The 22,998-nt window shown below is 66.3% G+C and carries 20 protein-coding genes; 13 read left to right on the top strand and 7 right to left on the bottom strand.

Going from position 1 to position 22,998, the window contains the following annotated elements:
* Window positions 1-11: 11 nt before the first annotated feature.
* Window positions 12-599 (bottom strand): glutathione peroxidase, encoded by a 588-nt coding sequence (locus tag AC1DCU_RS01430; RefSeq protein ID WP_025876823.1) that lies wholly within the window; start codon window positions 597-599, stop codon window positions 12-14.
* A 623-nt stretch (window positions 600-1,222) separates the two neighbouring features.
* Here AC1DCU_RS01430 and AC1DCU_RS01435 point away from each other — a divergent pair.
* The 6 genes from AC1DCU_RS01435 to AC1DCU_RS01460 all read left to right on the top strand — a co-directional run bounded on the left by AC1DCU_RS01435 (window position 1,223) and on the right by AC1DCU_RS01460 (window position 5,568).
* The gene (locus AC1DCU_RS01435) at window positions 1,223-1,582 is read left to right on the top strand and encodes a GntR family transcriptional regulator (RefSeq protein ID WP_012511573.1); all 360 of its coding nucleotides are present in this window, start codon (window positions 1,223-1,225) and stop codon (window positions 1,580-1,582) included.
* A complete protein-coding gene (locus AC1DCU_RS01440; protein ID WP_032976317.1) occupies window positions 1,582-2,472 on the top strand; it encodes an ABC transporter ATP-binding protein in 891 nt (296 codons plus the stop codon). The genes AC1DCU_RS01435 and AC1DCU_RS01440 overlap by 1 nt, the downstream gene beginning before the upstream one ends.
* Window positions 2,469-3,494, top strand: coding sequence for a hypothetical protein (locus tag AC1DCU_RS01445; protein WP_025876815.1), 1,026 nt, complete (start codon window positions 2,469-2,471; stop codon window positions 3,492-3,494). Before AC1DCU_RS01440 ends, AC1DCU_RS01445 begins: the two co-directional genes overlap by 4 nt.
* Window positions 3,495-3,517: 23 nt before the next feature.
* On the top strand, window positions 3,518-4,402 hold the full coding sequence (locus AC1DCU_RS01450) for a GIN domain-containing protein (protein ID WP_025876813.1): 885 nt from the start codon (window positions 3,518-3,520) through the stop codon (window positions 4,400-4,402).
* Between the two features lie 30 nt (window positions 4,403-4,432).
* Complete coding sequence (locus AC1DCU_RS01455; RefSeq protein ID WP_032976318.1) at window positions 4,433-5,035, top strand: DUF2884 family protein; 603 nt, start codon at window positions 4,433-4,435, stop codon at window positions 5,033-5,035.
* 107 nt (window positions 5,036-5,142) lie between these two features.
* Window positions 5,143-5,568, top strand: a complete 426-nt coding sequence (locus tag AC1DCU_RS01460) for a hypothetical protein (RefSeq protein ID WP_032951937.1) — start codon at window positions 5,143-5,145, stop codon at window positions 5,566-5,568.
* 81 nt (window positions 5,569-5,649) lie between these two features.
* Here the strand turns inward: AC1DCU_RS01460 and AC1DCU_RS01465 are convergent, their stop codons facing one another.
* On the bottom strand, window positions 5,650-7,089 hold the full coding sequence (locus tag AC1DCU_RS01465) for a class II fumarate hydratase (RefSeq protein WP_032976319.1): 1,440 nt from the start codon (window positions 7,087-7,089) through the stop codon (window positions 5,650-5,652).
* Window positions 7,090-7,378: 289 nt separating this feature from the next.
* Here AC1DCU_RS01465 and purB point away from each other — a divergent pair, with 289 nt between their 5' ends.
* The 7 genes from purB to AC1DCU_RS01500 all read left to right on the top strand — a co-directional run bounded on the left by purB (window position 7,379) and on the right by AC1DCU_RS01500 (window position 18,121).
* Window positions 7,379-8,746 carry an adenylosuccinate lyase gene (purB, locus tag AC1DCU_RS01470; RefSeq protein WP_032976320.1) on the top strand — a complete coding sequence of 456 codons (1,368 nt, stop codon included), beginning with the start codon at window positions 7,379-7,381 and terminating at the stop codon, window positions 8,744-8,746.
* A gap of 740 nt (window positions 8,747-9,486) precedes the next feature.
* Window positions 9,487-10,884: a ribosomal protein uL16 3-hydroxylase gene (locus AC1DCU_RS01475; protein ID WP_442251769.1), complete on the top strand. Its 1,398-nt coding sequence runs from the start codon at window positions 9,487-9,489 to the stop codon at window positions 10,882-10,884.
* 3 nt (window positions 10,885-10,887) lie between these two features.
* Entirely contained in the window at window positions 10,888-11,790 is a 903-nt protein-coding gene (locus AC1DCU_RS01480) for a GNAT family N-acetyltransferase (protein ID WP_032978874.1), read from the top strand.
* 186 nt (window positions 11,791-11,976) lie between these two features.
* Window positions 11,977-14,808 carry a 2-oxoglutarate dehydrogenase E1 component gene (locus tag AC1DCU_RS01485; RefSeq protein ID WP_478013514.1) on the top strand — a complete coding sequence of 944 codons (2,832 nt, stop codon included), beginning with the start codon at window positions 11,977-11,979 and terminating at the stop codon, window positions 14,806-14,808.
* Between the two features lie 39 nt (window positions 14,809-14,847).
* Window positions 14,848-16,047: a dihydrolipoyllysine-residue succinyltransferase gene (gene sucB, locus AC1DCU_RS01490; RefSeq protein WP_025876796.1), complete on the top strand. Its 1,200-nt coding sequence runs from the start codon at window positions 14,848-14,850 to the stop codon at window positions 16,045-16,047.
* Window positions 16,048-16,110: 63 nt separating this feature from the next.
* Window positions 16,111-17,547 carry a dihydrolipoyl dehydrogenase gene (gene lpdA / locus AC1DCU_RS01495; protein WP_032951934.1) on the top strand — a complete coding sequence of 479 codons (1,437 nt, stop codon included), beginning with the start codon at window positions 16,111-16,113 and terminating at the stop codon, window positions 17,545-17,547.
* 163 nt (window positions 17,548-17,710) lie between these two features.
* Window positions 17,711-18,121 carry a hypothetical protein gene (locus AC1DCU_RS01500; RefSeq protein ID WP_051585183.1) on the top strand — a complete coding sequence of 137 codons (411 nt, stop codon included), beginning with the start codon at window positions 17,711-17,713 and terminating at the stop codon, window positions 18,119-18,121.
* Between the two features lie 28 nt (window positions 18,122-18,149).
* Here AC1DCU_RS01500 and AC1DCU_RS01505 read toward each other — a convergent pair whose 3' ends face one another.
* From AC1DCU_RS01505 to asnB, 5 genes are all read right to left on the bottom strand, one after another.
* Window positions 18,150-18,410: a hypothetical protein gene (locus AC1DCU_RS01505; RefSeq protein ID WP_442251772.1), complete on the bottom strand. Its 261-nt coding sequence runs from the start codon at window positions 18,408-18,410 to the stop codon at window positions 18,150-18,152.
* On the bottom strand, window positions 18,407-18,619 hold the full coding sequence (locus AC1DCU_RS01510; RefSeq protein WP_025876788.1) for a hypothetical protein: 213 nt from the start codon (window positions 18,617-18,619) through the stop codon (window positions 18,407-18,409). Before AC1DCU_RS01510 ends, AC1DCU_RS01505 begins: the two co-directional genes overlap by 4 nt.
* Window positions 18,620-18,782: 163 nt before the next feature.
* Complete coding sequence (locus AC1DCU_RS01515) at window positions 18,783-20,213, bottom strand: replicative DNA helicase (RefSeq protein WP_025876786.1); 1,431 nt, start codon at window positions 20,211-20,213, stop codon at window positions 18,783-18,785.
* Window positions 20,214-20,426: 213 nt separating this feature from the next.
* Window positions 20,427-20,987 carry an NADPH-dependent FMN reductase gene (locus tag AC1DCU_RS01520; RefSeq protein ID WP_033831525.1) on the bottom strand — a complete coding sequence of 187 codons (561 nt, stop codon included), beginning with the start codon at window positions 20,985-20,987 and terminating at the stop codon, window positions 20,427-20,429.
* 66 nt (window positions 20,988-21,053) lie between these two features.
* On the bottom strand, window positions 21,054-22,997 hold the full coding sequence (gene asnB, locus AC1DCU_RS01525; RefSeq protein ID WP_105164358.1) for an asparagine synthase (glutamine-hydrolyzing): 1,944 nt from the start codon (window positions 22,995-22,997) through the stop codon (window positions 21,054-21,056).
* Window position 22,998: the final 1 nt, after the last annotated feature.

Here is a 22,998-nt window from a genome sequence, read left to right on the forward strand (position 1 = left end):
CGTGCCGGCATTCAATGTGCGGCCGGTGCCGCCAGCGCCTTGTCGATGGCCGCTTTCAGCTGCGGATCATCCGGGGTGACCTTGCTGGCGAACTGGGCAATGACCGTGCCATCGCGTCCGACCAGATACTTGTGGAAATTCCACGCCGGCGCCACGCCGGTGGCGGCGGTCAAGCGCTGATACAGCGGCGTGGCCTGCGCGCCGGTCACGTGCACCTTTTCGAACATCGGGAATTTCACACCATAGGTAAGCGTGCAGAAATCCTGGATCTGCTTTTCATCACCCGGCTCCTGCCCCTTGAAATCGTTGGACGGGAAGCCGAGCACGGCAAATCCCTTGCCGGCGTACTGCTTCTGCAGCGCTTCCAGACCCTCGTACTGCGGGGTATAGCCGCACTTGCTTGCCGTATTGACCACCAGCAGCACCTGCCCGTGGTAACGCTGCTGCAGGTTGACCTGCTGCTTGCCCGCCAGCGGCCGGTACGACAGATCCAGCAGATCGGCGGCCGAAGCGGCGGCCGACGTGGCCAGGCCTGCGGCCAGCAGGGTCAACAGGGACAGGCCGCGAAGGCGGCGCGAGGAGGCAGTCGACAAAGGCATGGGAGACGGTCCGCGGTAGCCATTCCAGGGGTCCGGCCGTGACGGGCCGGGAATCGGCCGAACTATAGCACCGGGGTCTGCACGTCTCTGGAGCGCATGCGTTGTCGCGCTTTGCACGGCGTGGCGGAAGCAGTCTGCCGCGCGTCCCAGCCCGCTGCTGATGACATAGCATGGACATGGCTGAATGGGAGGCCGACTGAAAACGCGCCTCCGCAGTTTCTCTTTTTCGATGCATATCAAGCGGTTGAACGAATATTGCGGTGCCGTGACCACCCCTGCCATCAGTTGGGTGGGGACAGGACTTGCACACAGGCGTGCCGGTGTTATAGTTGCATACAACACCAGTCACCTGAGACAGGGGGAACCATGAACAGCCGGATGCGTCGCAGCCTTGCCGCCCCCGCGGTCACCGCGGTATCAACCCTGTTCGTACTGGTCTGGCTGGCCATGCCGGCACCGCCGGCCGCGTCCTCCCCCACCCTCTCCGAAGACAGTACGCAGGACGCAGCAGCACCCACGGCAGGGAATGCCGCTCCCTCCCCCTCCCCCCCGCGTCGGCTGCACAGCTCCCTGTCCATGCCGTATTTCTCGTTCGCACAGCCGCTGACCCCACGGAGCTGAATATGAGCGACATCCAGTGGAGCGACGGCGCTCCCATCTACCGCCAGCTGAAGGAACGCGTGATCGCCATGATGCTTGACGGAATCCTCAAGCCGGGCGATGCCCTTCCTTCGGTGCGCCAGGTGGCCGCCGATTACCAGCTCAACCCCATCACCGTTTCGCGCGCCTACCAGGAGCTGGCCGATGAAGGCCTGGTCGAGAAGCGCCGCGGGCTGGGCATGTTCATGACCGAACAGGCGGCCACGCAGCTGCGCAGCAGCGAGCGCGAACGCTTCCTCAATGAAGAATGGCCGGCCGTACTGGAACGCATCCAGCGACTGGGCCTGAGTCTCGACGAATTGTTGCCCCAGGGGAAATTCTGATGAATGCCAGTCCCACTACCGCTGTGCCAAGCGACGCTGTCATTACCGCCCGTGGCCTTCGCAAGGCTTACAAGAACACGCTCGCGCTCGACAACGCCAGCTTCTCCATTCCGGCAGGCCGCATCATCGGCCTGATCGGCCCCAATGGTGCCGGCAAGACCACCGCGCTGAAGGCGGTGCTCGGCCTGACCTCGGTGGAAGGCGAGCTGAGCGTGCTCGGCCGTGACCCGCGCGTGCACCGCGACGATCTGATGAACGACATCTGCTTCATCGCCGATGTCGCCGTGCTGCCGCGCTGGCTGAAGGTGCGTGAGGCGATCGACTTCGTCGCCGGCGTGCACCCCCGCTTTGATCGCGCCCGTTGCGAACGCTTCCTGGCCAACACCAAGCTGCAGCCGAAGCAGCGCGTGCGCGAACTGTCCAAGGGCATGATCGTGCAGCTGCACCTGGCCCTGGTGATGGCCATCGACGCCAAGGTGCTGGTGCTGGACGAACCCACGCTCGGCCTGGACATCCTGTACCGCAAGGAGTTCTACCAGCGCCTGCTGGAAGACTACTTCGACGAGCAGAAGACGATCATCGTCACCACCCACCAGGTGGAAGAGATCGAGCACATCCTCACCGACGTGATGTTCATCCGCGATGGTCGCATCGTCCTCAATGCGGAAATGGACGAAGTCGGCGACCGCTATACCGAACTGCTGGTCGGTGCCGACCAGCTTGAAACCGCCCGCGCACTGAAGCCCATCGACGAGCGCAGCCAGGCCTTCGGCAAGACCGTCCTGCTGTTCGACGGGGTGCCACGCAGCCAGCTGGCCAGCCTGGGTGAAACCCGCAACGCCGGCCTTGCCGATCTGTTCGTCGCTGTCATGAAGGGGACCTACGCATGAATGCCGTCAACCATCCTGTCAGTCCCGCAGGCACCCTGCGCTGGCTGCTCAAGCGCGAATACTGGGAAAACCGCGGTGGTTTCCTGTACGCCCCGGTGATCGCCGGCATCGTCTCGCTGCTGATGAGCGGCATCGGCATCGGCCTGGGCCTGTTCGCCCTGCATCGTGCCGCCCGCGACGGCGGCCTGCACATCGACGGCGAGAGCGTGAACATCAACGGCCTGGATCTGGCCGTGCTGACCCGCGACATCAGCGCCAAGGACATGGCCGACCTGGGCAACGGCCTGGACCTGGCGATGGTATTGACCTCGTCCTGGCCACTGATCGTGCTTGCCTTTGTGGTGTTCTTCTATTGCCTGGGCGCCCTGTATGACGATCGCCGCGACCGCAGCATCCTGTTCTGGAAGTCGCTGCCGCTGTCGGACACCCAGACCGTACTGTCCAAGGTGCTCAGTGCACTGATCGTCGCACCGCTCATCGCCATCATCGCTTCCAGCCTGACCCTGCTCGTTTTCATGCTGATACTGTGCCTGGTGGTGGTCTCCCACGGCGGCGATGCGATGCAGTTGATCGTGGGACCTGCCAATCCGATGAGCCTGGTCATGGGCATGTTCGTGTCCATCCCGGTGTACGCCCTGTGGGCGCTGCCCACTGCGGGCTGGCTGCTGCTGTGCTCGGCCTGGGCACGGAGCAAGCCGTTCCTTTGGGCAGTGATGCTGCCGCTGTTCGCCGGCATCATCGTCAGCACCACCAAGCTGATGCACCTGTTCGACCTGACCACCGGCTGGTTCTGGCAACACATCGTCGGCCGTCTGCTGCTGGGTGCGATGCCGGGAATGGATCTGCTGTACCGCGCCGGTGGCGGTGAATCCAGGCAGGATCTGGACTCGATCGTGGCGCTGATGGCGCCCTCTGCCCAGCTCAAGTCGCTGGCGATGCCCGACCTGTGGATCGGCGCGGCCTTCGGCGTGGCCTTCATCTTCATCGCCATCCGCCTGCGCAAGCGCGCTGGCGAAATCTGATCGTCAACCTGGAGGCACCACCCATGCGTTCCTTGATTGCCTGTACTGCACTGTTGCTGTTGCCGCTGTCGGCGCTGGCCGCCGATGCACCGAACTGCAAGTTCTCCGCGCCGCGCGCGTTGAAGATCGACGCGGCCGGTGCCAAAGCGGTGGTGTTCGAGATCAACCAGCATGACCTGAAGGTGGTGGCCAGCACCGGTGGCGGCCAGCTCGAAGGCCGCGCGTGCGCGTCCAACAAGGACTGGCTGGACCAGCTGGTGCTGGACCAGCGCCGCGTGGGCGACAAGCTGGTGGTGAGCCTGCGCCGCGACAGCCGCGACGCGCTGTCGATGGGTAACAGCTACGCCTGGCTGGACATCCGTGGCAGCGTGCCGGACAACCTGCCGCTGCAGTTCAAGATCGGCTCGGGCGATGGCAGCATCGAGAACGCGCAGTCGCTGAGCATGGACGTGGGCTCCGGTGATGGCATCGCCCGCGGCACCCGTGGCAGCGTGCATGCCGCCGTGGGTTCGGGCGACCTGGACGTCGATGGCGCCGCATCGTTCAACCTGCTCTCGCTGGGTTCGGGCGACGTCAACGCCCGCAACATCGGCGGTGATGCCAGCGTCGGCACGGTCGGTTCCGGTGACCTGAAGGTGACCGACGTGCGTGGCAACGCGCGGCTGGATACCGTCGGTTCGGGCGACATCGGCTTCAAGCAGGTGCAGGGGAACGTCGAGGTCGGCGTGGTCGGCTCCGGCAACGTCGATATCGAGCAGGTCGGCGGCAATGTCCGCGTGCGCAGCCACGGCTCGGGCGACATCGATGTCGACGGCGTGCGCGGCAACCTCACCGTCGAGCACAGCGGCAGCGGCGATGTCCAGCATCGCAACGTGTCCGGCACCATCACCCTGCCGCGCGGCAAGTAACGTCCAACCATCCGATCCGAGGGGAATGCCATGAGTCTGCTGCGCCTGCTGCCTGCTGCCCTGCTGTGCCTGCCGCTGATCGCCTGTGGCGACACGTCCAGCCCCGACAAGACCGCCGGCAAGGCGGTGGCCGAGACCGCGGGCGGCGTCGGCCAGACCGTCAAGGAGGCGATGGATGACGCCCGCAGGGAAATCGCCGAAGGCAACATCAAGATCTCGGCCGACAACCAGCCACGCGCGGAGATCACCCCGCAGGGACAGCTGCTGATCGGTGGCAAGCCGGTGGCGCTGGACGATGGCCAGCGTCGCCAGCTGCTTGATTACCGTGGCAACGTGGTGGCGGTGGCGATGGACGGCATGGACGTCGGCCTGGCAGGTGCCAAGCTCGGCGCCAACGCTGCCGGTGAAGCACTGAAGGGCATCTTCAGCGGTGACAGCGAAGGCATCGAGAAACGGATCAACGCCGAGGCCGCCAGGATCGAAGCGCAGGCCAAGCGCATCTGCGACCGCATGCCGGCCATGCTGGCCAGCCAGCAGGCCCTGGCTGCCTCGCTGCCGGCGTTCAAGCCCTACGCCACGATGGACCAGAGCGATGTGGACGACTGCGGCAAGGACACGGTCGTCAACCGCTGACCCCTGTGACAGATCAGCGCACCCGGCCGGCCGCGCACCTGCGTTGCCGGCCGCTGCGCCCCGGCGGGCTTACAATGGCAGCCCCGGATGCACTTCATCGAACCGCCATGAAAAAGCTGTTTCTGCTGCTGGCCGCCCTGCTCTGCCTGGGCCTGGTCGGCTGTGACCAGGACTACCGCAACCACCGCGCCGAGCGTGGCAAACCCAAGATCTCGGTCAGCGAGAGCATCGTGACCGTTCGCCGCCAGCCGGCACCGAACATCATCATCCTGCCCGACGGGCAGATGAAGATCGACGAGATCCTGATCCCGCTCAACGCCGAACAGAAGCAGATGCTGCAGACGATGTTCGGCAAGCTGCAGGTGCTGCGCCAGAACACGCTGGTGGCCGCACCGGCCGACCCCAACATGCAGCCGGTCAAGATCGTGCCGCCGGAGGGCATGCAGGTGATTCCGCCGGACCTGGTGCAGACCATTCCCGAGTTCAAGGATTACACCGAGACCTTCGGCAACATCGTCGCCGACCGTCGCTGAAACGAACAACGCCGCCCTCCCGGGCGGCGTTCTTCTTTCTCGCCTGTAGTGGGTGCGGACCTCGGCCCGCACACCGCTCGATCAGCCGCCGGCACCACCGCCACCGGCCTGGATGCCACCGGCCGTCAACGCGGCCGGATCCAGCAGGCGGCGCAGCTCGGCTTCGGCCAGGCCACTGTCTTCCAGCGCCACGTCCAGCACCGGGCGCTGCTCCTTGTAGGCGCGCTTGGCAATCGCTGCGGCCTTCTCATAACCGATGATCGGGTTCAGCGCGGTCACCAGGATCGGATTGCGCGCCAGCGCCTCGGCCACACGGTCCTCGCGCACCTTCAGGCCGGCAATGGCGCTGTCGGCCAGCAGGGTCGACACATTGGCCAGCAGGCCGATGCCATCGAGCAGGTTCACCGCGATCAGCGGCAGCGTCACGTTGAGCTGGAAGTTGCCGGTCTGGCCCGCCACGGTGATCGCCGTGTGGTGGCCGATCACCTGCGCGCAGGCCATCACCGTCGCCTCCGGGATCACCGGATTGACCTTGCCCGGCATGATCGAGGAGCCCGGCTGCAGTGCCGGCAGTTCGATCTCGCCCAGGCCCGCCAGCGGGCCGGCGTTCATCCAGCGCAGGTCGTTGGCGATCTTGATCAGGGCTACCGCCAGCGCATTGAGCTGGCCCGACAGTTCCACCGCATCGTCCTGCGCGGCCAGGCCTTCGAACTTGTTCTCGGCGCTGTCGAACTTGAAGCCGGTCTGCTGCTTCAGCGCCTTGGCAACCTGCGCACCAAAGCGCGGGTCGGCATTGATGCCGGTGCCGATGGCGGTACCGCCCAGCGGCAGGCGGCGCACGCGCTTGAGGCTGTCCTCGATGCGCTCCTGGGCCGAGGCCAGCTGCGCCGACCATGCACCGAATTCCTGTTCGAAGGTCAGCGGCATCGCATCCATCAGATGGGTGCGGCCGGTCTTGACCACCTTGCGCAGGCTGCGGCCCTTCTTGTCCAGCGTCCGGCGCAGGTGCACCAGCGCCGGCAGCAGCTGCTCATGGGTGGCCAGCACGGCCGACACGCGCAGCGCCGTTGGAATCACGTCGTTGGAGCTCTGCCCCTGGTTGACGTGATCGTTCGGGTGCACCGTGGTCTTGCCGGCCTTGCCGGCGCGATTGGCCAGGGTGGCGATGACCTCGTTGGCATTCATGTTCGAGGACGTACCCGAGCCGGTCTGGTAAACGTCGATCGGGAACTGCGCGTCCCACGTGCCGTCCGCCACTTCAGCCGCGGCAGACTGGATGGCCTTGGCCACGGTCTTCGGCAGATGGCCCAGCTCGGCATTGACGCCGGCGGCAGCGGCCTTGACCAGGCCCAGCGCACGGATGAAACCGCGCGGCATGCGCTGGCCCGACACCGGGAAATTCTGTACAGCGCGCTGGGTCTGCGCGCCCCACAGGGCGTCGGCAGGCACCTGCAGCTCGCCCATGCTGTCGTGCTCGATCCGGAATCCCTTGGGGGCACGCTTGCTTGCAGCTTTGCTCATTGCATCAACTCCGCACTACTTCAGTTGGGGAAAGGAAAGCGGCGGCTGGCAGGGTGTCGCTTCCCGGGCTGGCGGCTGCAACAACGATACTCCCTTGTCCGCAGCGTGGGATGGCGAGGACGGGCCAGATCGTTTCATCCGCAGGGCCGATTGAACGGGTAGCGCCGGGCCGCGCCCGGCGAGCGCGCAGCGCGGCCACCATCCGCCGGGCATGGCCCGGCGCTACCGAGCATGCGAAGGCCACGCGTCGTAGAATATCGGCCCCGCCGCTCGTCCCAGCCCTGCCGACATGTCCGAATCCGCCCTGCTCGCCCTGTCCCCGCTCGATGGCCGCTATGCCGGCAAGGTCGACGCCCTGCGCCCGATCTTCTCCGAGTACGGCCTGATCAAGGCCCGTGTCACGGTCGAAGTGGAGTGGCTGCTGGCCCTGGCCGCCGAGCCGGGCATCGTCGAGCTGGCCGCGTTCTCCGACGCTGCCATTGTCCGCCTGCGTGCACTGGCCAGCGGCTTCAGCCCGGCCCAGGCCGCGCGCGTGAAGGAGATCGAGCGCACCACCAACCATGACGTCAAGGCGGTGGAGTACTTCATCAAGGAACAGCTGAAGGACGATGCCGAGCTGGCGCCGGCGCTGGAGTTCGTGCATTTCGCCTGCACCAGCGAAGACATCAACAACCTCAGCTACGGCCTGATGCTGGAACAGGCCCGTCGCGAGGTGCTGCTGCCGACCCTGGACGGCATCGCCACTGCACTGCGCACGCTGGCCCATACCCAGGCCAGCCAGCCGATGCTGTCGCGCACCCACGGCCAGACCGCCTCGCCGACTACGCTGGGCAAGGAGCTGGCCAACGTGGTCGCCCGCCTGGAACGCCAGCGCCGGCAGATCGCCGCGGTTGAACTGACCGGCAAGATCAACGGCGCCGTCGGCAACTACAACGCGCACATCGCCAGCTACCCGGATGTGGACTGGCCGGCCTTCGCCGAGCGCTTCGTGACCGGGCTGGGGCTGGTGTTCAACCCGTACACCACCCAGATCGAGCCGCACGACAACATCGCCGAGATCGGTGATGCCGCCCGCCGCGCCAACATCATCCTGATCGACCTGGCCCGCGACATCTGGGGCTACGTCTCGCTGGGCTATTTCAAGCAGCGCCTGAAGGAAGGCGAAGTCGGTTCGTCGACGATGCCGCACAAGGTCAACCCGATCGATTTCGAGAACGCCGAAGGCAACTTCGGCATCGCCAACGCGCTGTTCGAGCATTTCAGCGCGAAGCTGCCGATCAGCCGCTGGCAGCGTGACCTGACCGATTCCACCGTGCTGCGCGCGCTGGGCACCGCGTTCGGTCACAGCCAGGTGGCGCTGGATTCGCTGGCCAAGGGCCTGGGCAAGCTGGAAGTGAACCCGCAGCGCCTGGACGCCGATCTGGATGCGGCGTGGGAAGTGCTGGCCGAGGCCGTGCAGACGGTGATGCGCCGCCATGGGCTGCCGAACCCGTACGAGCAGCTGAAGGCGCTCACCCGTGGCCAGGGCATCACGGCCGAGTCGATGCGCACCTTCGTGCAGGGGCTGGAGCTGCCGGCCGATGCCAAGCAGCGCCTGCTGGAGATGACCCCGGGCAGCTACACCGGCCTGGCCGAGTCGCTGGCGAAGAAGATTTAAGGGTTTTCCTTGCGGCGGCGGCCGCGGGCGCTGCCTGCGGCAGGCAGCAGCAACGGCAGCAGCAACGTCAAAAGCGGCTCTGGATTACTGCTAGCTGGGCGGGTCGGGATGGGCCAGCGGGACACGCCGTGAACCCATCCATGGGGGCTCGATGGCGCCATCCATGGCGCCAACGGTCCCGCTGGCCCATCCCGCCCCACCTCTGACAGTTGTCCGGTGACGGTTCGAAGAGCATTGGGTTGTCGGACGGAATTTGAGAGAGGGACGCGGCTTCGCCGCGTCCCTCTTTTTATGGCGAAGGCAGTTGGAGCAAGCGCAGCGCGCGACCCGCTGTTGCCTTTGATTTTCTTCTTCCATTCCGTGGCGGACCCCGCAGGAAACTGTCAGGGGCCGGGCGGGTGGGCCATGCAGGGGCGTTGGCGCCATGGATGGCGCCATCGAGCTTACAGGGGTGAGGGCGCTTTGCTTGCGAAGCAATGCTTCGCGAGCGACCGAACGCCCAGCCGCCAGCGGCTGGGCCGGGCCCCGGAGGGGGACTTGCAGCGTCCCCTGCATGGCCCACCCGCCCGGCCAAGCGCGGCTTTTGCTTGTGAGCCTGACCGCCACGAGGGGCTCCGCCGTTGGCCGGACACCCCGCGACAAACCAGCACACGTGCGCAATCCCATCGAACGTCGGACAATGGAGTCCTTGGCGGCCCGCCACGCCGCCCCTCCCGCTTTCCGCTGCAAGGAACTCCCCCATGGCCGCCCGCAAGTCCTCCTCCCCCCTGATCGAAGTCACCGCCCGCCGCGGCCAGCCGCTGGGCATGGCACCGGCCACCTTCCTGCGTGACTTCTGGCAGAAACGCCCGCTGCTGATCCGCAATGCCTTCCCGGATTTCCAGACCCCGGTACAGCCGGAAGACCTGGCCGGCCTGGCCTGCGAAGAGGGCGTGCTGGCCCGCCTGATCGAGCACGACAAGGCCCAGGACGGCTGGCGCGTGCGCAGCGGCCCGTTCCAGGAAGACATCTTCCCCGCCCTGCCCGACCACGACTGGACCCTGCTGGTGCAGGACGTGGACAAATGGGACAAGGACGTGCGCGCCCTGATCGAACACTTCAGCTTCCTGCCGCGCTGGCGCATGGACGATGTGATGATCAGCTTCGCCGCTACCGGTGGCTCGGTCGGTGCCCATGTCGACCAGTACGACGTGTTCCTGCTGCAGGCCCACGGCCACCGCCGCTGGCAGATCGATGCCAGTGAATCGATCAAGGGCAAGCGCCCGCCGCTGGGCTTCCGCCCCGACGTGGAACTGAAGCTGCTGGAAGTGTTCAAGCCGACCCACGACTGGGTGCTGGCGCCGGGCGACATGCTGTACCTGCCGCCGAACGTGCCGCATCACGGCGTTGCCGAAGACCCGTGCCTGACGTTCTCGTTCGGCATGCGCGCACCGTCTTCGGCCGAGCTGATCAGTGACTACCTGGACACGTTGATCGCCGACGCCGACGAGAACATCCGCTACCAGGACGCCGACCTGAAGGCACCGGCCGACCCGAACGAGATCGACACCGTGGCGATGGCGCGGGTGATCACCGCGCTCAACGCCATCCGCATGAACGATCCGGACAAGCTGGGTGACTGGTTCGGCCGCTTCATCACCACCTACCGCGCCGCCGGCGAGGTGATGGCCCACCAGGCCGCGCCGCCACAGGAAGAAGTGCTCGAGGCCCTGCAGTCGGGCCTGCTGCTGCAGCGCCACCCGTGGGCGCGCCTGGCCTGGCGCCGGGCCAAGCGCGGTGCCAGCCTGTATGTCAGTGGCCAGGACTTCGCCCTGCCGGTCAAGGACGCGCAGCGCCTGGCAGGTGCCGAGCAGCTCGACGCCGCCGCCTACCGCGGTCTGTCCGACAAGGGCCGTGCGGTGGTCCAGCAGTTGCTGGTCGGCGGCGTGTTCCAGCTGATCGATCCGAACGAGGTGTACGCCGACGAGGAGGAAGCGGTGCTGGGTGAAGTGATCGAGGGCCACGAGCAGGTCGAGGTGATCGAGGCTGACTCGATGTCCGATGACGTCCATCTGGTGACCGTGCACGACGACGGTATTGAAGTGATCGTCAACTTCGATGACCACGACGAAGACGACAGCGACGCCGGCCGCGGCTGAGCCATGAGCCCGCTGCGGGTCCAGCAGGTCAGTCACGCCGAGGCCCACGTCGCCATCCACGACGTGCGCCAGCGGGTGTTCGTGCAGGAACAGGGCATCGACGCCGCCCTGGAGCGCGATGCCCTGGATCCGGTCTGTGCCCACGTGCTGGCGCTGGATGCCGACGGGCATCCGGTCGGCACCGGGCGGCTGGCGCCCGATGGCCGCATCGGCCGCATGGCGGTGCTGGCGGCGTATCGCGGCCACGGCATTGGCGAGGCCCTGCTTGAGGCACTGGTGCAGGCCGGGCGCCAGCTCGGCCTGGCCGAGCTGCACCTGCATGCGCAGCTGCCGGCACGCGACTTCTACGCCCGCCAGGGCTTCCTTCCGGAAGGCCCCGAATTCGAAGAAGCTGGCATTGGCCACCAGCAGATGCGGCGCCGCCTGCAGGCCGTTTCCGCCATCGACAGCCGCGCTGAAGCGGTGGCGATCACCACGGCGATCATCCACCGCGCCCGCCGTCGATTGTGGCTGCACAGCCGGCAGCTGGACCCCGGCCTGCTGGATGCGCCACCGGTACAGGCGGCCCTGCGCCGCTTCGTCACCGCCCGCCACGACAAGCAGCTGCGGGTGATCGTGCATGACGCCGCAGCCATCGCCAGTGCCGGTGCGCCGCTGCTGGCGCTGTTCCAGCGCCTTCCCAGTGTGATCCAGTTCCGCGAGGTCGCCGATCCGATCGATCGCGCCCTGGCCTCGGCCTGCCTGCTCAACGATGCAGGCGACTTCTACTTTCGTCTCATCGGCCATCGCCTCGACGGCGAATCGGCAATCGCGCTGCCGGCACGTTCGCAGCCGTTCGAGCAGCAATTGCAGCGTGTCTGGGACCGTTCGCGCGAATGCAGCGAATTGCGCGCACTCGGCATCTGACCGCGACCGGTGCGCTCAACCTGTCTGGGACCGACACCGGGGGACGCCCGATGCCCTCGTCGCTGCCCCTTCGTGTCCGGATGGGGGTACAATTTGGCCGTTTGAACGCGCCCGTGCATGGCTATTCATCTTCGTGCCGGGTCCTTCTGAAGCCATACCCCACAAAGCGAATCAGCACCCTCCATCGTGGACAATCAACTGAAGCAGTTTGCGCAATCTTCGCAACTCGCCGGCGGCAACGCCTCCTATGTCGAGGACCTGTACGAGCAGTACCTGGTCTCCCCGGATAGTGTCGATCCCAAATGGAAAACCTACTTCGACGGCTTCAAGGGCCGCGAAGCGGGCGACATTCCGCACTCGGCCGTCATTTCCCACATCGCGGACGCGGCCAAGGATGCGCTGAAAGCAGGCACCGGCACCGGTGCAGGCGATGAGCGCGAGCGCAATGTCGGTCGTCTGATCACCGCCTACCGTTCGCGTGGTCATCTGGACGCCCGCCTGGACCCGCTGGGCCTGGCCTCTCCGGTCAACACCCCGGACCTCGGCCTGCCCTTCCACAACCTGTCCGATGCTGACCTCAACAGCGAGTTCAGCACCGGCGGCGTGGGTGGCCAGCCGCGCATGAAGCTGCGTGACCTGCTGGCGCGCCTGAAGGCGACCTACACCGGTTCGATCGGTGCGGAGTTCATGCACATCTCCGAGGTCGAGCAGCGCCAGTGGATCTACAAGAAGCTGGAACTGGCAGGTGGCAACTACCAGCTGGACGCTGACACCCAGCGCCGCACGCTGGAGCGCCTGACCGCCGCCGAAGGCCTCGAGCGCTACCTGCACACCAAGTACGTCGGCCAGAAGCGCTTCTCGCTGGAAGGCGGCGACTCGCTGATCCCGATGATGGACACCATCATCCGCAGCGCCGGCAAGGATGGCGTCAAGGACGTGGTGATCGGCATGGCCCACCGCGGCCGACTGAACGTGCTGGTCAACACCCTCGGCAAGAACCCGCGCAAGCTGTTCGACGAATTCGAAGGCAAGTTCGAGCACGACGAGCACGCTTCGGCCGGCGATGTGAAGTACCACATGGGCTTCTCCGCCGACGTGGCCACCGAGGGTGGCCCGGTGCATCTGGCCCTGGCGTTCAACCCGTCGCACCTGGAAATCGCCGACCCGGTGGTTGCCGGCTCGGTGCGTTCGCGCCAGGAACGCCGCAAGGACACCGCACGCAAGCAGGTGATGCCGATCCTGATCCACGGCGACGCGGCCTTCTCCGGCCAGGGCGTGGTCATGGAGCTGTTCCAGATGTCGCAGGCCCGCGGCTTCGCCGTTGGCGGCACCGTGCACATCGTGGTCAACAACCAGGTCGGCTTCACCACCTCCAATCCGCAGGACACGCGCTCCACGCGCTATGCCACCGACGTGGCGAAGATGATTGCCGCCCCGGTGCTGCACGTGAACGGCGATGATCCGGAAGCGGTGGTGTTCGCCGCGCAGCTGGCGTTCGAGTTCCGCCAGAAGTTCGCCAAGGACGTGGTCATCGACCTGATGTGCTACCGCCGTTGGGGCCACAACGAGGCCGACGAGCCGGCGATCACCCAGCCGCTGATGTACCAGGTGATCCGCAAGCACGCCACCACCCGCGAGATGTACGCCGAGCAGCTGGAAAAGGCAGGCGTGATCGCCGCCGGCGCCGGCAAGGCGATGGTCGATGCGTACCGCGAGAAGCTCGATGCCGGTGAAGTGACCACCGAGCTGGCCAAGGTCGAAAAGACCCCGCCGACCAGCCCGCTGTTCGTTGATTGGCCGAAGCTGCTGGAAGGCAAGCTGTCCGATCCGGTGTCGACGAAGGTCGACAAGGACAAGCTGGTCGCGCTGGCCAAGCTGATCAACACCGTGCCCGAAGAAGTGCAGCTGCACTCGCGCGTGTCCAAGGTGTACGACGACCGCCGCAAGATGGCTGCCGGCGAGATCCCGGGCGACTGGGGCTTTGCCGAGAACCTGGCCTACGCCACCCTGCTGGATGAAGGCAGTGCGCTGCGCCTGGTCGGCCAGGACGTCGGCCGCGGCACGTTCACTCACCGCCACGCGATCCTGCACGACCAGAAGACCGACAACTGCTACCTGCCGCTGCGGCAGCTGGTGGATTCGCCGGAGAAGGCCACCGTCATCGATTCGCTGCTCAGCGAAGAAGCAGTGATGGCCTACGAGTACGGTTTCTCGACCACCGATCCGAACACCCTGTGCATCTGGGAAGGCCAGTTCGGCGACTTCGCCAACGGCGCCCAGGTGGTGATCGATCAGTTCATCGCCGCCGGCGAAGCAAAGTGGGGCCGCATCTCCGGCCTGACCCTGCTGCTGCCGCATGGCTATGAAGGTCAGGGCCCGGAACACAGCTCGGCGCGCCTGGAGCGCTTCCTGCAGCTGTGCGCGCTGGAGAACATGCTGGTGGTGGTGCCGTCGACCCCGGCGCAGGCCTTCCACATGCTGCGTCGCCAGCAGCACCTGACCACCCGCAAGCCGCTGGTGGTGATGTCGCCCAAGTCGCTGCTGCGCCACAAGCTGGCCGTGTCGACCCTGGACGAGCTGGCCAATGGCGAGTTCCAGCACCTGATCGGCGATGCCAATGCAGATGCCAAGAAGGTCAAGCGCGTGGTGCTGTGCTCGGGCAAGGTCTACTACGACCTGCTGGAAGACCAGACCAAGCGTGGCCAGGACGACGTGGCGATCATCCGCGTGGAGCAGCTGTACCCGTTCCCGCGTGCGCTGCTGGCTGCCGAACTGAAGAAGTACGGCAAGGCCACCGACGTGGTGTGGACGCAGGAAGAACCGCAGAACCAGGGCGCGTGGTACCAGATCCGCCACCACCTGCAGTTCTGCCTGGCCGATGGCCAGAGCCTGCACTACGCCGGTCGCGCACGTTCGGCTTCGCCGGCTGCCGGTCACATGGCTGACCACGTCCGCGAACAGCAGCAGCTGGTCGCCGATGCACTGGTCAACCCGTTCAACGACTCGTTCGCTGAATAACTCTCCCCCTATTTAGAAGACAAACCAGGAAGCTCCCGCATGGCCACCGAAGTCAAAGCCCCGGTACTGCCCGAATCCGTCGCCGACGGCACCATCGCCACCTGGCACAAGAAGGTGGGCGACGCCGTCAAGCGCGACGAAAACCTGCTTGACCTGGAAACCGACAAGGTCGTCCTGGAAGTGCCGTCGCCGGTCGATGGCGTGATCAAGGAAATCAAGTTCAAGGAAGGCGACACCGTCACTTCCAGCCAGGTCGTGGCGATCATCGAAGAAGGCGCCGTGGCTGCTGCACCGGCCCCGGCTGCCGAAGAGAAGAAGGCTGAGGCCGCTCCGGCCGCTGCTGCTCCGGCCGCCGCCGCTGCCCCGGCCCCGGCTGCCAAGTCGGCTGCCGACGCGCTGCCGCCGGGCGCCCGCTTCACCGCCATCACCGAAGGCGTGAACCCGGCCGACGTCGACGGCACCGGCCGTCGTGGCGCCGTCACCAAGGAAGACATCGTCAACTTCGCCCGCAACGGCGGCGCCGGCAAGGCCGGTGGCGCACGTCCGGAAGAACGCGTGCCGATGACCCGCATCCGCAAGCGCATCGCCGAGCGCCTGATGGAGTCGAAGAACTCCACCGCCATGCTGACCACCTTCAACGAAGTCGACCTGTCCAAGGTGTCGGCGGCGCGCAAGGAACTGCAGGACGAGTTCGTCAAGGCCCACGGCATCAAGCTCGGCTTCATGAGCTTCTTCGTGAAGGCCGCTGCCAACGCGCTGCAGCGCTTCCCGCTGGTCAATGCCTCCATCGACGGCGACGACATCATCTACCACGGCTACTCGGACATCTCGATCGCCGTGTCGACCGAGAAGGGCCTGGTCACGCCGGTGCTGCGCAACGTCGAGCGCATGTCGTTCGCCGACATCGAAAAGACCATCGCCGACTACGCCAAGAAGGCCCGTGACGGCAAGCTGAGCCTGGAAGAACTGCAGGGCGGCACCTTCACCGTGACCAACGGCGGCACCTTCGGTTCGCTGCTGTCGACCCCGATCATCAACCCGCCGCAGAGCGCCATCCTCGGCATGCACGCCATCAAGGAGCGCCCGATCGCCCAGAACGGCCAGGTCGTGATCGCGCCGATGATGTACCTGGCGCTGTCCTACGATCACCGCATCATCGACGGCAAGGACTCGGTGCAGTTCCTGGTGGACATCAAGAACCAGCTGGAAAACCCGGGCCGCATGCTGTTCGGCCTGTAAGAGACCTCCCGCCCCTCCGCGCCTGCGCGGAGGGGTTCTGGTAATGCAACAAGGACTATTTCAATGGCTGAACAATTCGACGTCGTCGTCATCGGTGCCGGCCCGGCCGGTTACCACGCTGCCATCCGCGCGGCCCAGCTTGGCCTGAAGACCGCCTGCATCGACGCAGCGCTGGGCAAGGACGGCAAGCCGGCCCTGGGTGGCACCTGCCTGCGCGTGGGCTGCATCCCGTCCAAGGCGCTGCTGGATTCCTCGCGCCAGTTCTGGAACATGGGCCACATCTTTGGCGACCACGGCATCAGCTTCAAGGATGCCAAGATGGACGTCGAAGCGATGGTTGGCCGCAAGGACAAGATCGTCAAGCAGTTCACCGGCGGCATCGCCATGCTGTTCAAGGCCAACAAGGTCGCCGCCTATTACGGCTTCGGCGAACTGCAGCCGGGCAACGTGGTCAAGGTCACCCAGCATGACGGCTCGGTCGTCGAGCTGAAGGGCACCAACGTCATCATCGCCGCTGGCTCGGATTCGATCGAACTGCCGTTCGCCAAGTTCGACGGCGAAACCATCGTCGACAACGTCGGCGGCCTGGACTTCACCGAAGTGCCGGCGCGCCTGGCCGTGATCGGCGCCGGTGTGATCGGCCTGGAACTGGGCAGCGTGTGGAAGCGCCTGGGTTCGGAAGTGACCATCCTGGAAGCGCTGCCGGACTTCCTGGCCGCGGCCGATACCGAAGTGGCCAAGACCGCCGCCAAGGAATTCAAGAAGCAGGGCCTGGACATCCGCCTGGGTGCCAAGGTCTCCAAGGCCGAAGTGACCGGCAAGGGCAAGAAGAAGGAAGTCGCCCTGACCTACACCGACGCCGAAGGCGAGAAGTCGCTGGTGGTGGACAAGCTGCTGGTGGCCGTCGGCCGTCGCGCCGCCACCAAGGGCCTGCTGGCCGAAGGTACCGGCGTCAAGATCAACGAGCGTGGCCAGATCGAAGTCGACGCGCACTGCCACACCGGCGTCAATGGCGTCTGGGCGGTCGGTGACTGCGTGCGCGGCCCGATGCTGGCGCACAAGGGCTTCGAGGAAGGCATCGCGGTTGCCGAACTGATCGCCGGCCTGCCGGGCCACGTCAACTTCGACACCATTCCGTGGGTCATCTACACCGAGCCGGAGCTGGCCTGGGTCGGCAAGACCGAGCAGCAGCTGAAGGCCGAGGGCATCCCGTACAAGGCCGGCAGCTTCCCGTTCGCCGCCAACGGCCGTGCCGTGGCGATGATCGAGCCGGCAGGCTTCGTGAAGGTTCTGGCCCACGCCGAAACCGATCGCATCCTGGGCATGCACCTGGTCGGCGCCAACGTGTCCGAGCTGGTGCACGAAGGCGTGCTGACCATGGAGTTCAGCGGTTCGGCCGACGACCTGGCGCGGATCTGCCACGCTCACCCGTCGCTGTCGGAAGTGGTGCACGACGCGGCGATGGCCGTGAGCAAGCGCGCGATCCACAAGGCGAACTGAGCCATCGGGTAGTGCCGGCCACTGGCCAGCGTTGCTGGATACGAAAAACCCCGCCTCGGCGGGGTTTTTTGTTGGCCGCTTGACCGCCCGCCTGCAACCCGGCCCAATGCAACCGGCCAGGACATGCTGTGGCCGCCGCCGATTTCCATGGAGCCGTACGATCATGCACCTGTCCCGCTTCTGCCGCCTGCCATTGCTGCTCGGCTTCGCCTTGGCCGGGTGCACTGCCACCCCAGCCAGAACCGACTACCGCGCAGCCGAGGTGCAGCCGGTCGAAGTGATGCCGCAACGCGATGGCGACGTGCTGATCCGCTACCACGTGCCTGCCGAGACGCTCTTCCACTCACCCGGCGCGGATGTGCGCACGGCCAGCGATGGCAGCCTGGAAGTATCCCTGCGGCGCTGTGGGATCAAGCAGCCCTGCACGGTGACCCATCCGGCGGCAGCCACCGCTGGGGCGCCGCTGCAGGTTGAATTCGTAGTGCGCCCGCGTGGCCGCATCATCATGGTCTACCGCGATCTGCGCGAACAGGTGTTCCCGGCACCGCCGGCCGCCGCGGCACCCTCATCCTGAAACCACCGCCGTACCGGCAGATGGCGGATCAACGCTGCATCGGCCGCGGCGCCGGCTTGGCGGCAGCCCTCTTCGGCGGATCGTCACAGATGCGGTGCTGGACGACCGTTTCCCCTGCCTTCCACTCCTTCGCCACCCGGCAGGATTCCTTGGGCGCATCCTCTGCAGTCGCGGCGGTGGCGGCCAAAGCAGGATCATGCCCGCGCTCCAGGTAGGCCGACGGCGGCTCCTTGGCGGACGCGGGCGCCGCCACCAGCAGCGCCACCATCGCAATGACGCGCGACCTCATGCGGTCACCGGGCCGCCGCCCAGCAGGCGTGCCGGCAGCATGAACAGCGCGCGCAGGAAGGCGAACAGTGCCGAGAAGGTGATGCCGAGCAGGCGGAACGGCAGGCTCAGCAGCCACACGAACGGCCAGGCGACCAGCGCCAGGATCGCCAACGGCCAGCACAGCACGAACAGCAGGCACCAGACACCAAGCGCAAACAAGGTCTTCATCAGAGGCTCCCTCGGCGGCACCCCGCCGCCTGCAACCACGTTGCTGCCCCGCCCTGTCGCCCGCAAACGGTTTGCGACGAAACCCGGTTGGGGGGCGATGAAACCTGCCGCTGGGGAGCAGATCCGCCGGGCATGGCCCGGCGCTACCGTAACGCCGTCGGCGCTATTCGAACGAACCGACCGAGTCGTGGGCCAGGTTGTCGAAACGGGTGTATTCGCCGAAGAACTTCAGCTTGCACGAGCCGGTGGGGCCACCGCGGTGCTTGCCGATGATGATCTCGGCCAGGCCCTTGTCCGGCGAATTTTCCTTGTTGTAGTAATCGTCGCGGTAGATGAAGACGATCATGTCCGCATCCTGCTCGATTGCGCCCGATTCGCGAAGGTCGGCCATCACCGGGCGCTTGTCGGTACGTGTTTCCAGCGAGCGGTTGAGCTGGGACAGTGCAATGACCGGCACGTGCAGTTCCTTGGCCAGGCCCTTCAGCGAACGCGAGATCTCGGAAATTTCGGTCGCGCGGTTCTCGCTGTTGCCCGGCACGCTCATCAGCTGCAGGTAGTCGATCACGATCAGGCCCAGGTCGTGCTCGCGCTTGAGGCGGCGGCACTTGGAACGCAGGATCTCCGGCGACACGCCCGGCGTATCGTCGATGAAGATCTTGGTTTCCTTCAACATCTTGATCGCACCGGTTACCCGGCTCCAGTCCTCGTCCTCCAGCTGGCCGGTACGCAGGCGCTGCGCGTTGATGCGGCCATTGGACGAGATCAGGCGCATCGCCAGCTGCGATGCGGACATTTCCATCGAGAACACTGCCACGCCCTTCTTCGACTTGATCGCCGCGTACTCGGCGATGTTCAGGGCGAAGGTGGTCTTACCCATCGCAGGACGCGCGGCAAGGATGATCAGGTCGGTCGGCTGCAGGCCGGCGGTCATCGCATCGAAATCGGTATAGCCGGTCGGCAGGCCGGTGATGTTGCCGCCATTCTCGAAGCGGTTGCGCAGCTCTTCGAATGCGTCCTTCAACGCACCGGGCATGGCCACGAAGTCGGTACGGCCGCGCGCGCCCTGCTCGGCGATGGCAAATACGCTCTTTTCCGCGGCGGACAGCAGCTCGCTGCTGTCGCGCCCCTCGGGCTGGAAACCATCGTTGACGATGTCGGTGCCGACCTGGATCAGCTGCCGCAGCACCGCCTTGTCGCGCACGATCTCGGCATAGGCCACGATATTGGCCGCCGACGGCGTGGTGCTGGCCAGTTCGATCAGATAGGCGCCATCGCCCACCAGCTCCATCTTGCCCTGCGATTCGAACCACTCGCCCAGGGTCACCGCATCGAAGGGGCGCTCGCGCTCGGACAACTCGCGGATCGCCCGGTAGATCATCTGGTGGTCGCGGCGGTAGAAGTCACCCTCGGTCAGCTGGTCGTTGACCCGGTCGTAGGCCTCCGGTGCCAGCATCAGGCCACCCAGCACCGCCTGTTCGGCCTCCACCGAGTGCGGCGGCACGCGCAACTGGTCGATACGCGATTCATCGCGATCGCGATCGAAGCCATCGCCGCGCTCTCTGCGGTTGGAACGGAAGCCGGAACGGGCGGACATGCTGCGGTGTTTCCTGCAAAAGGGGCCAGACGAGTGTAGGCATGCGCCGAGCCCGGCGGCCATGGACAAACCTGTGGATAAGCCGTGGAAGAACGGGGGATATCCGCCTGAGCCTGTCCAGACTGGCGCGAGGGCGTCGCATTGCCTGCTACGGGCGTCGTTGCGACGCCCGAAGCGGACCATTATCGCAGATGGGAACCGCCGCTGCTGGCGTCAATCGCCCTTGGCATGTACCGCGATCAGGGCCAGGAACCGGTCCACATAGCCCTGCAGGAACGTCTGCGTGCCCTCGTTGTGGATCGTGCCGTCGGCATCGATCAGGCCATCCTTGAAGTGGATGAACGCCTCGGGCTGGCCAAGCACGTGCATGTCCAGGAAGGCCAGGCTGTTGCGCAGGTGCTGCTGGGCCACCGCCGTGCCGATCTGGCCGATGGAAGCACCGATCACCGCCGCTGGCTTGCCCGCAAAAGCGCTGTCGCCGTAGGGGCGCGAGCCGATGTCGATGGCATTCTTCAACACGCCCGGCACGGAACGGTTGTACTCGGGGGTCACGAACAGCACGGCGTCGGCGGCACGTACCTGGTCCTTCAGGCGCGTGCCCTGCGCGGGGTAGCTGGCGTCGAAATCCTGGTCGTACAGCGGCAGGTCGCCGATCTGCACGTACTGGAAGCGCGCCTTGTCACCCGCAAGTTTCTCCAGCGCGCGGGCCAGCTTGCGGTTGCATGAGTCCTTGCGCAGGCTGCCGACGAATACGGCAATGGTGGGGACGGACATCAGGACATACTCCTCACGGTGCGGGAGGGCCAGCCTAGCCGCCGCGCCCTTCCCCGCCGGTGAAGATCAAGCGCGCTTCACGCCTGCACGCACCTGCCGCCAGTGGTCCTGCCAGGCCTGGAACATCAGCACGTTCCACAGGTGCGTGTGCCACTTGCGCTGGCCGCCCAGGAACTGCTGCCACAGTGGCTGCACGGCGGCGGCCGACAGCACGCCTTCGCGTTCCAGTCGCGCCGGCTGCAACAGTTCGTCCGCCCAGGGCTTCAGATCGCCCTTCAGCCAATCACTGACCGGTGCACCGAATCCACGCTTGGGCCGGTGCACCATCGACTGCGGCACGTACCGCCCCAGCACGCGCTTGAGCAGCACCTTGCTGGTCGACTCACTGCGCTTGAAGCCCAGCGGCAGCGACCAGGCGAACTCGGCCACGCGCCAGTCCAGCAAGGGCGCACGTGCCTCCAGGCTGACCGCCATCGAGGTGCGGTCGACCTTGCACAGCAGATCGTCGGGCAGATAGCTGACGAAGTCGGCCAGCATCATCGCGTCGGCCGGCGTACCGGCACCATGCAGCGGATCGGCCAGATCGTAGAAGCTGCCCGCCTCGCGTGCACCGATCACCGCCGCCGCCGGATCGCGCCAGCGCGAGATGCGGTTGCGATACACATCGCCGATGCCACGTGCGCCGGTTTCGGCCAGCAACGCGGCCAGCCCGCCGGTGCGCGACGCCTCGCCCTGCTGGTGCGCACGCGCGCCCATCCAGCGCCGCAGCGGCGCGGGCACCCGTCCCAGCATCTGCCAGTTGCGCAGCGCGCGTACATAGCGGGTATAGCCGAAGAACAGCTCATCGCCGCCATCGCCGGACAGTGCGACGGTCACGCCCTGGCGGGCGAGGCGGGCGACCAGCGCGGTCGGCACCTGCGAGGCATCGGCAAAGGGTTCGTCGAACATTGCCGGCAGCTGCGGCACCACCGCCAGCGCATCGGCGCCACTGACATACAGCTCGGTGTGATCACAGCCAAGGTGGGTAGCCAGTTCCCTGGCCAACGGTGCCTCATCGTGGTGCGAGCCGCTGAAGCCGATGCTGAAGCTGTGCACCGGCTGCCCGCTCTGCGCCTGCATCAGCGCCGCCACCAGCGACGAATCGGTGCCGCCGGACAGGAACACGCCCACCGGCACATCGGCAACCATGCGCAGCGCCACGGCATCGCGCAGCAGGCCATCCAGCTGCTCCTCGGCCTCCTCGATGCGGCCCTGGAACGGTGCGGCCAGTGCCGCCTGCATGCGCGCGCGCGCGTCCCAGTACGGACGCTGCGCCTGCTCAGGGCGATGTGCGCTGGCCCCGGCCGCCACCGCCGCCGCATCCAGCCGCAGCACGCGCCCGGGCATCAGCTTGTAGCAGCGCTGGTGGATGCTGTGCGGTGCCGGGATGTAATCCAGCCGCAGCAGCAGCGTCAGCGCATCGCGGTCGATATCGTTGTCGAAATCCGGGTGCTGCCACAGCGCCTTCAGCTCCGAGCCGAACACCAGGGCATCACCGGCCCAGCCGTAGTACAGCGGCTTCTTGCCGACCCGGTCGCGGGCCAGCCACAGGCACTGTTCCTGGCGGTCCCACAGGGCGATGGCGAACATGCCGTTGGCGCGCTGCAGGGTGTCCTCGACGCCCCACTGCAGGATCGCGGCCAACAGCACCTCGGTATCGGAATGGCCACGGAACGCATGCCCCAGCGGCTCCAGTTCGGCGCGCAGCGTGGCGAAGTTGTAGACCTCGCCGTTGTAGGCCATCACATAGCGGCCGTCGGCCGAGGCCATCGGCTGGTGGCCCAGCGGTGAAAGATCGAGGATGCTCAGGCGCCGGTGGGCCAGGGCAATGCCAGCGGCGGCATCGACCCAGGTACCGCCGTCATCCGGCCCGCGATGGTGCAGCGCCTGGCCCATGGCCAGCGCCTGCGCCTGCAGGACCTCGGCCGGCGTCTGTGCCGCCGGCAACAACATACCTGCCAATCCACACATG

The sequence above is a fragment of the Stenotrophomonas sp. 10L48 genome (genome assembly GCF_056395105.1).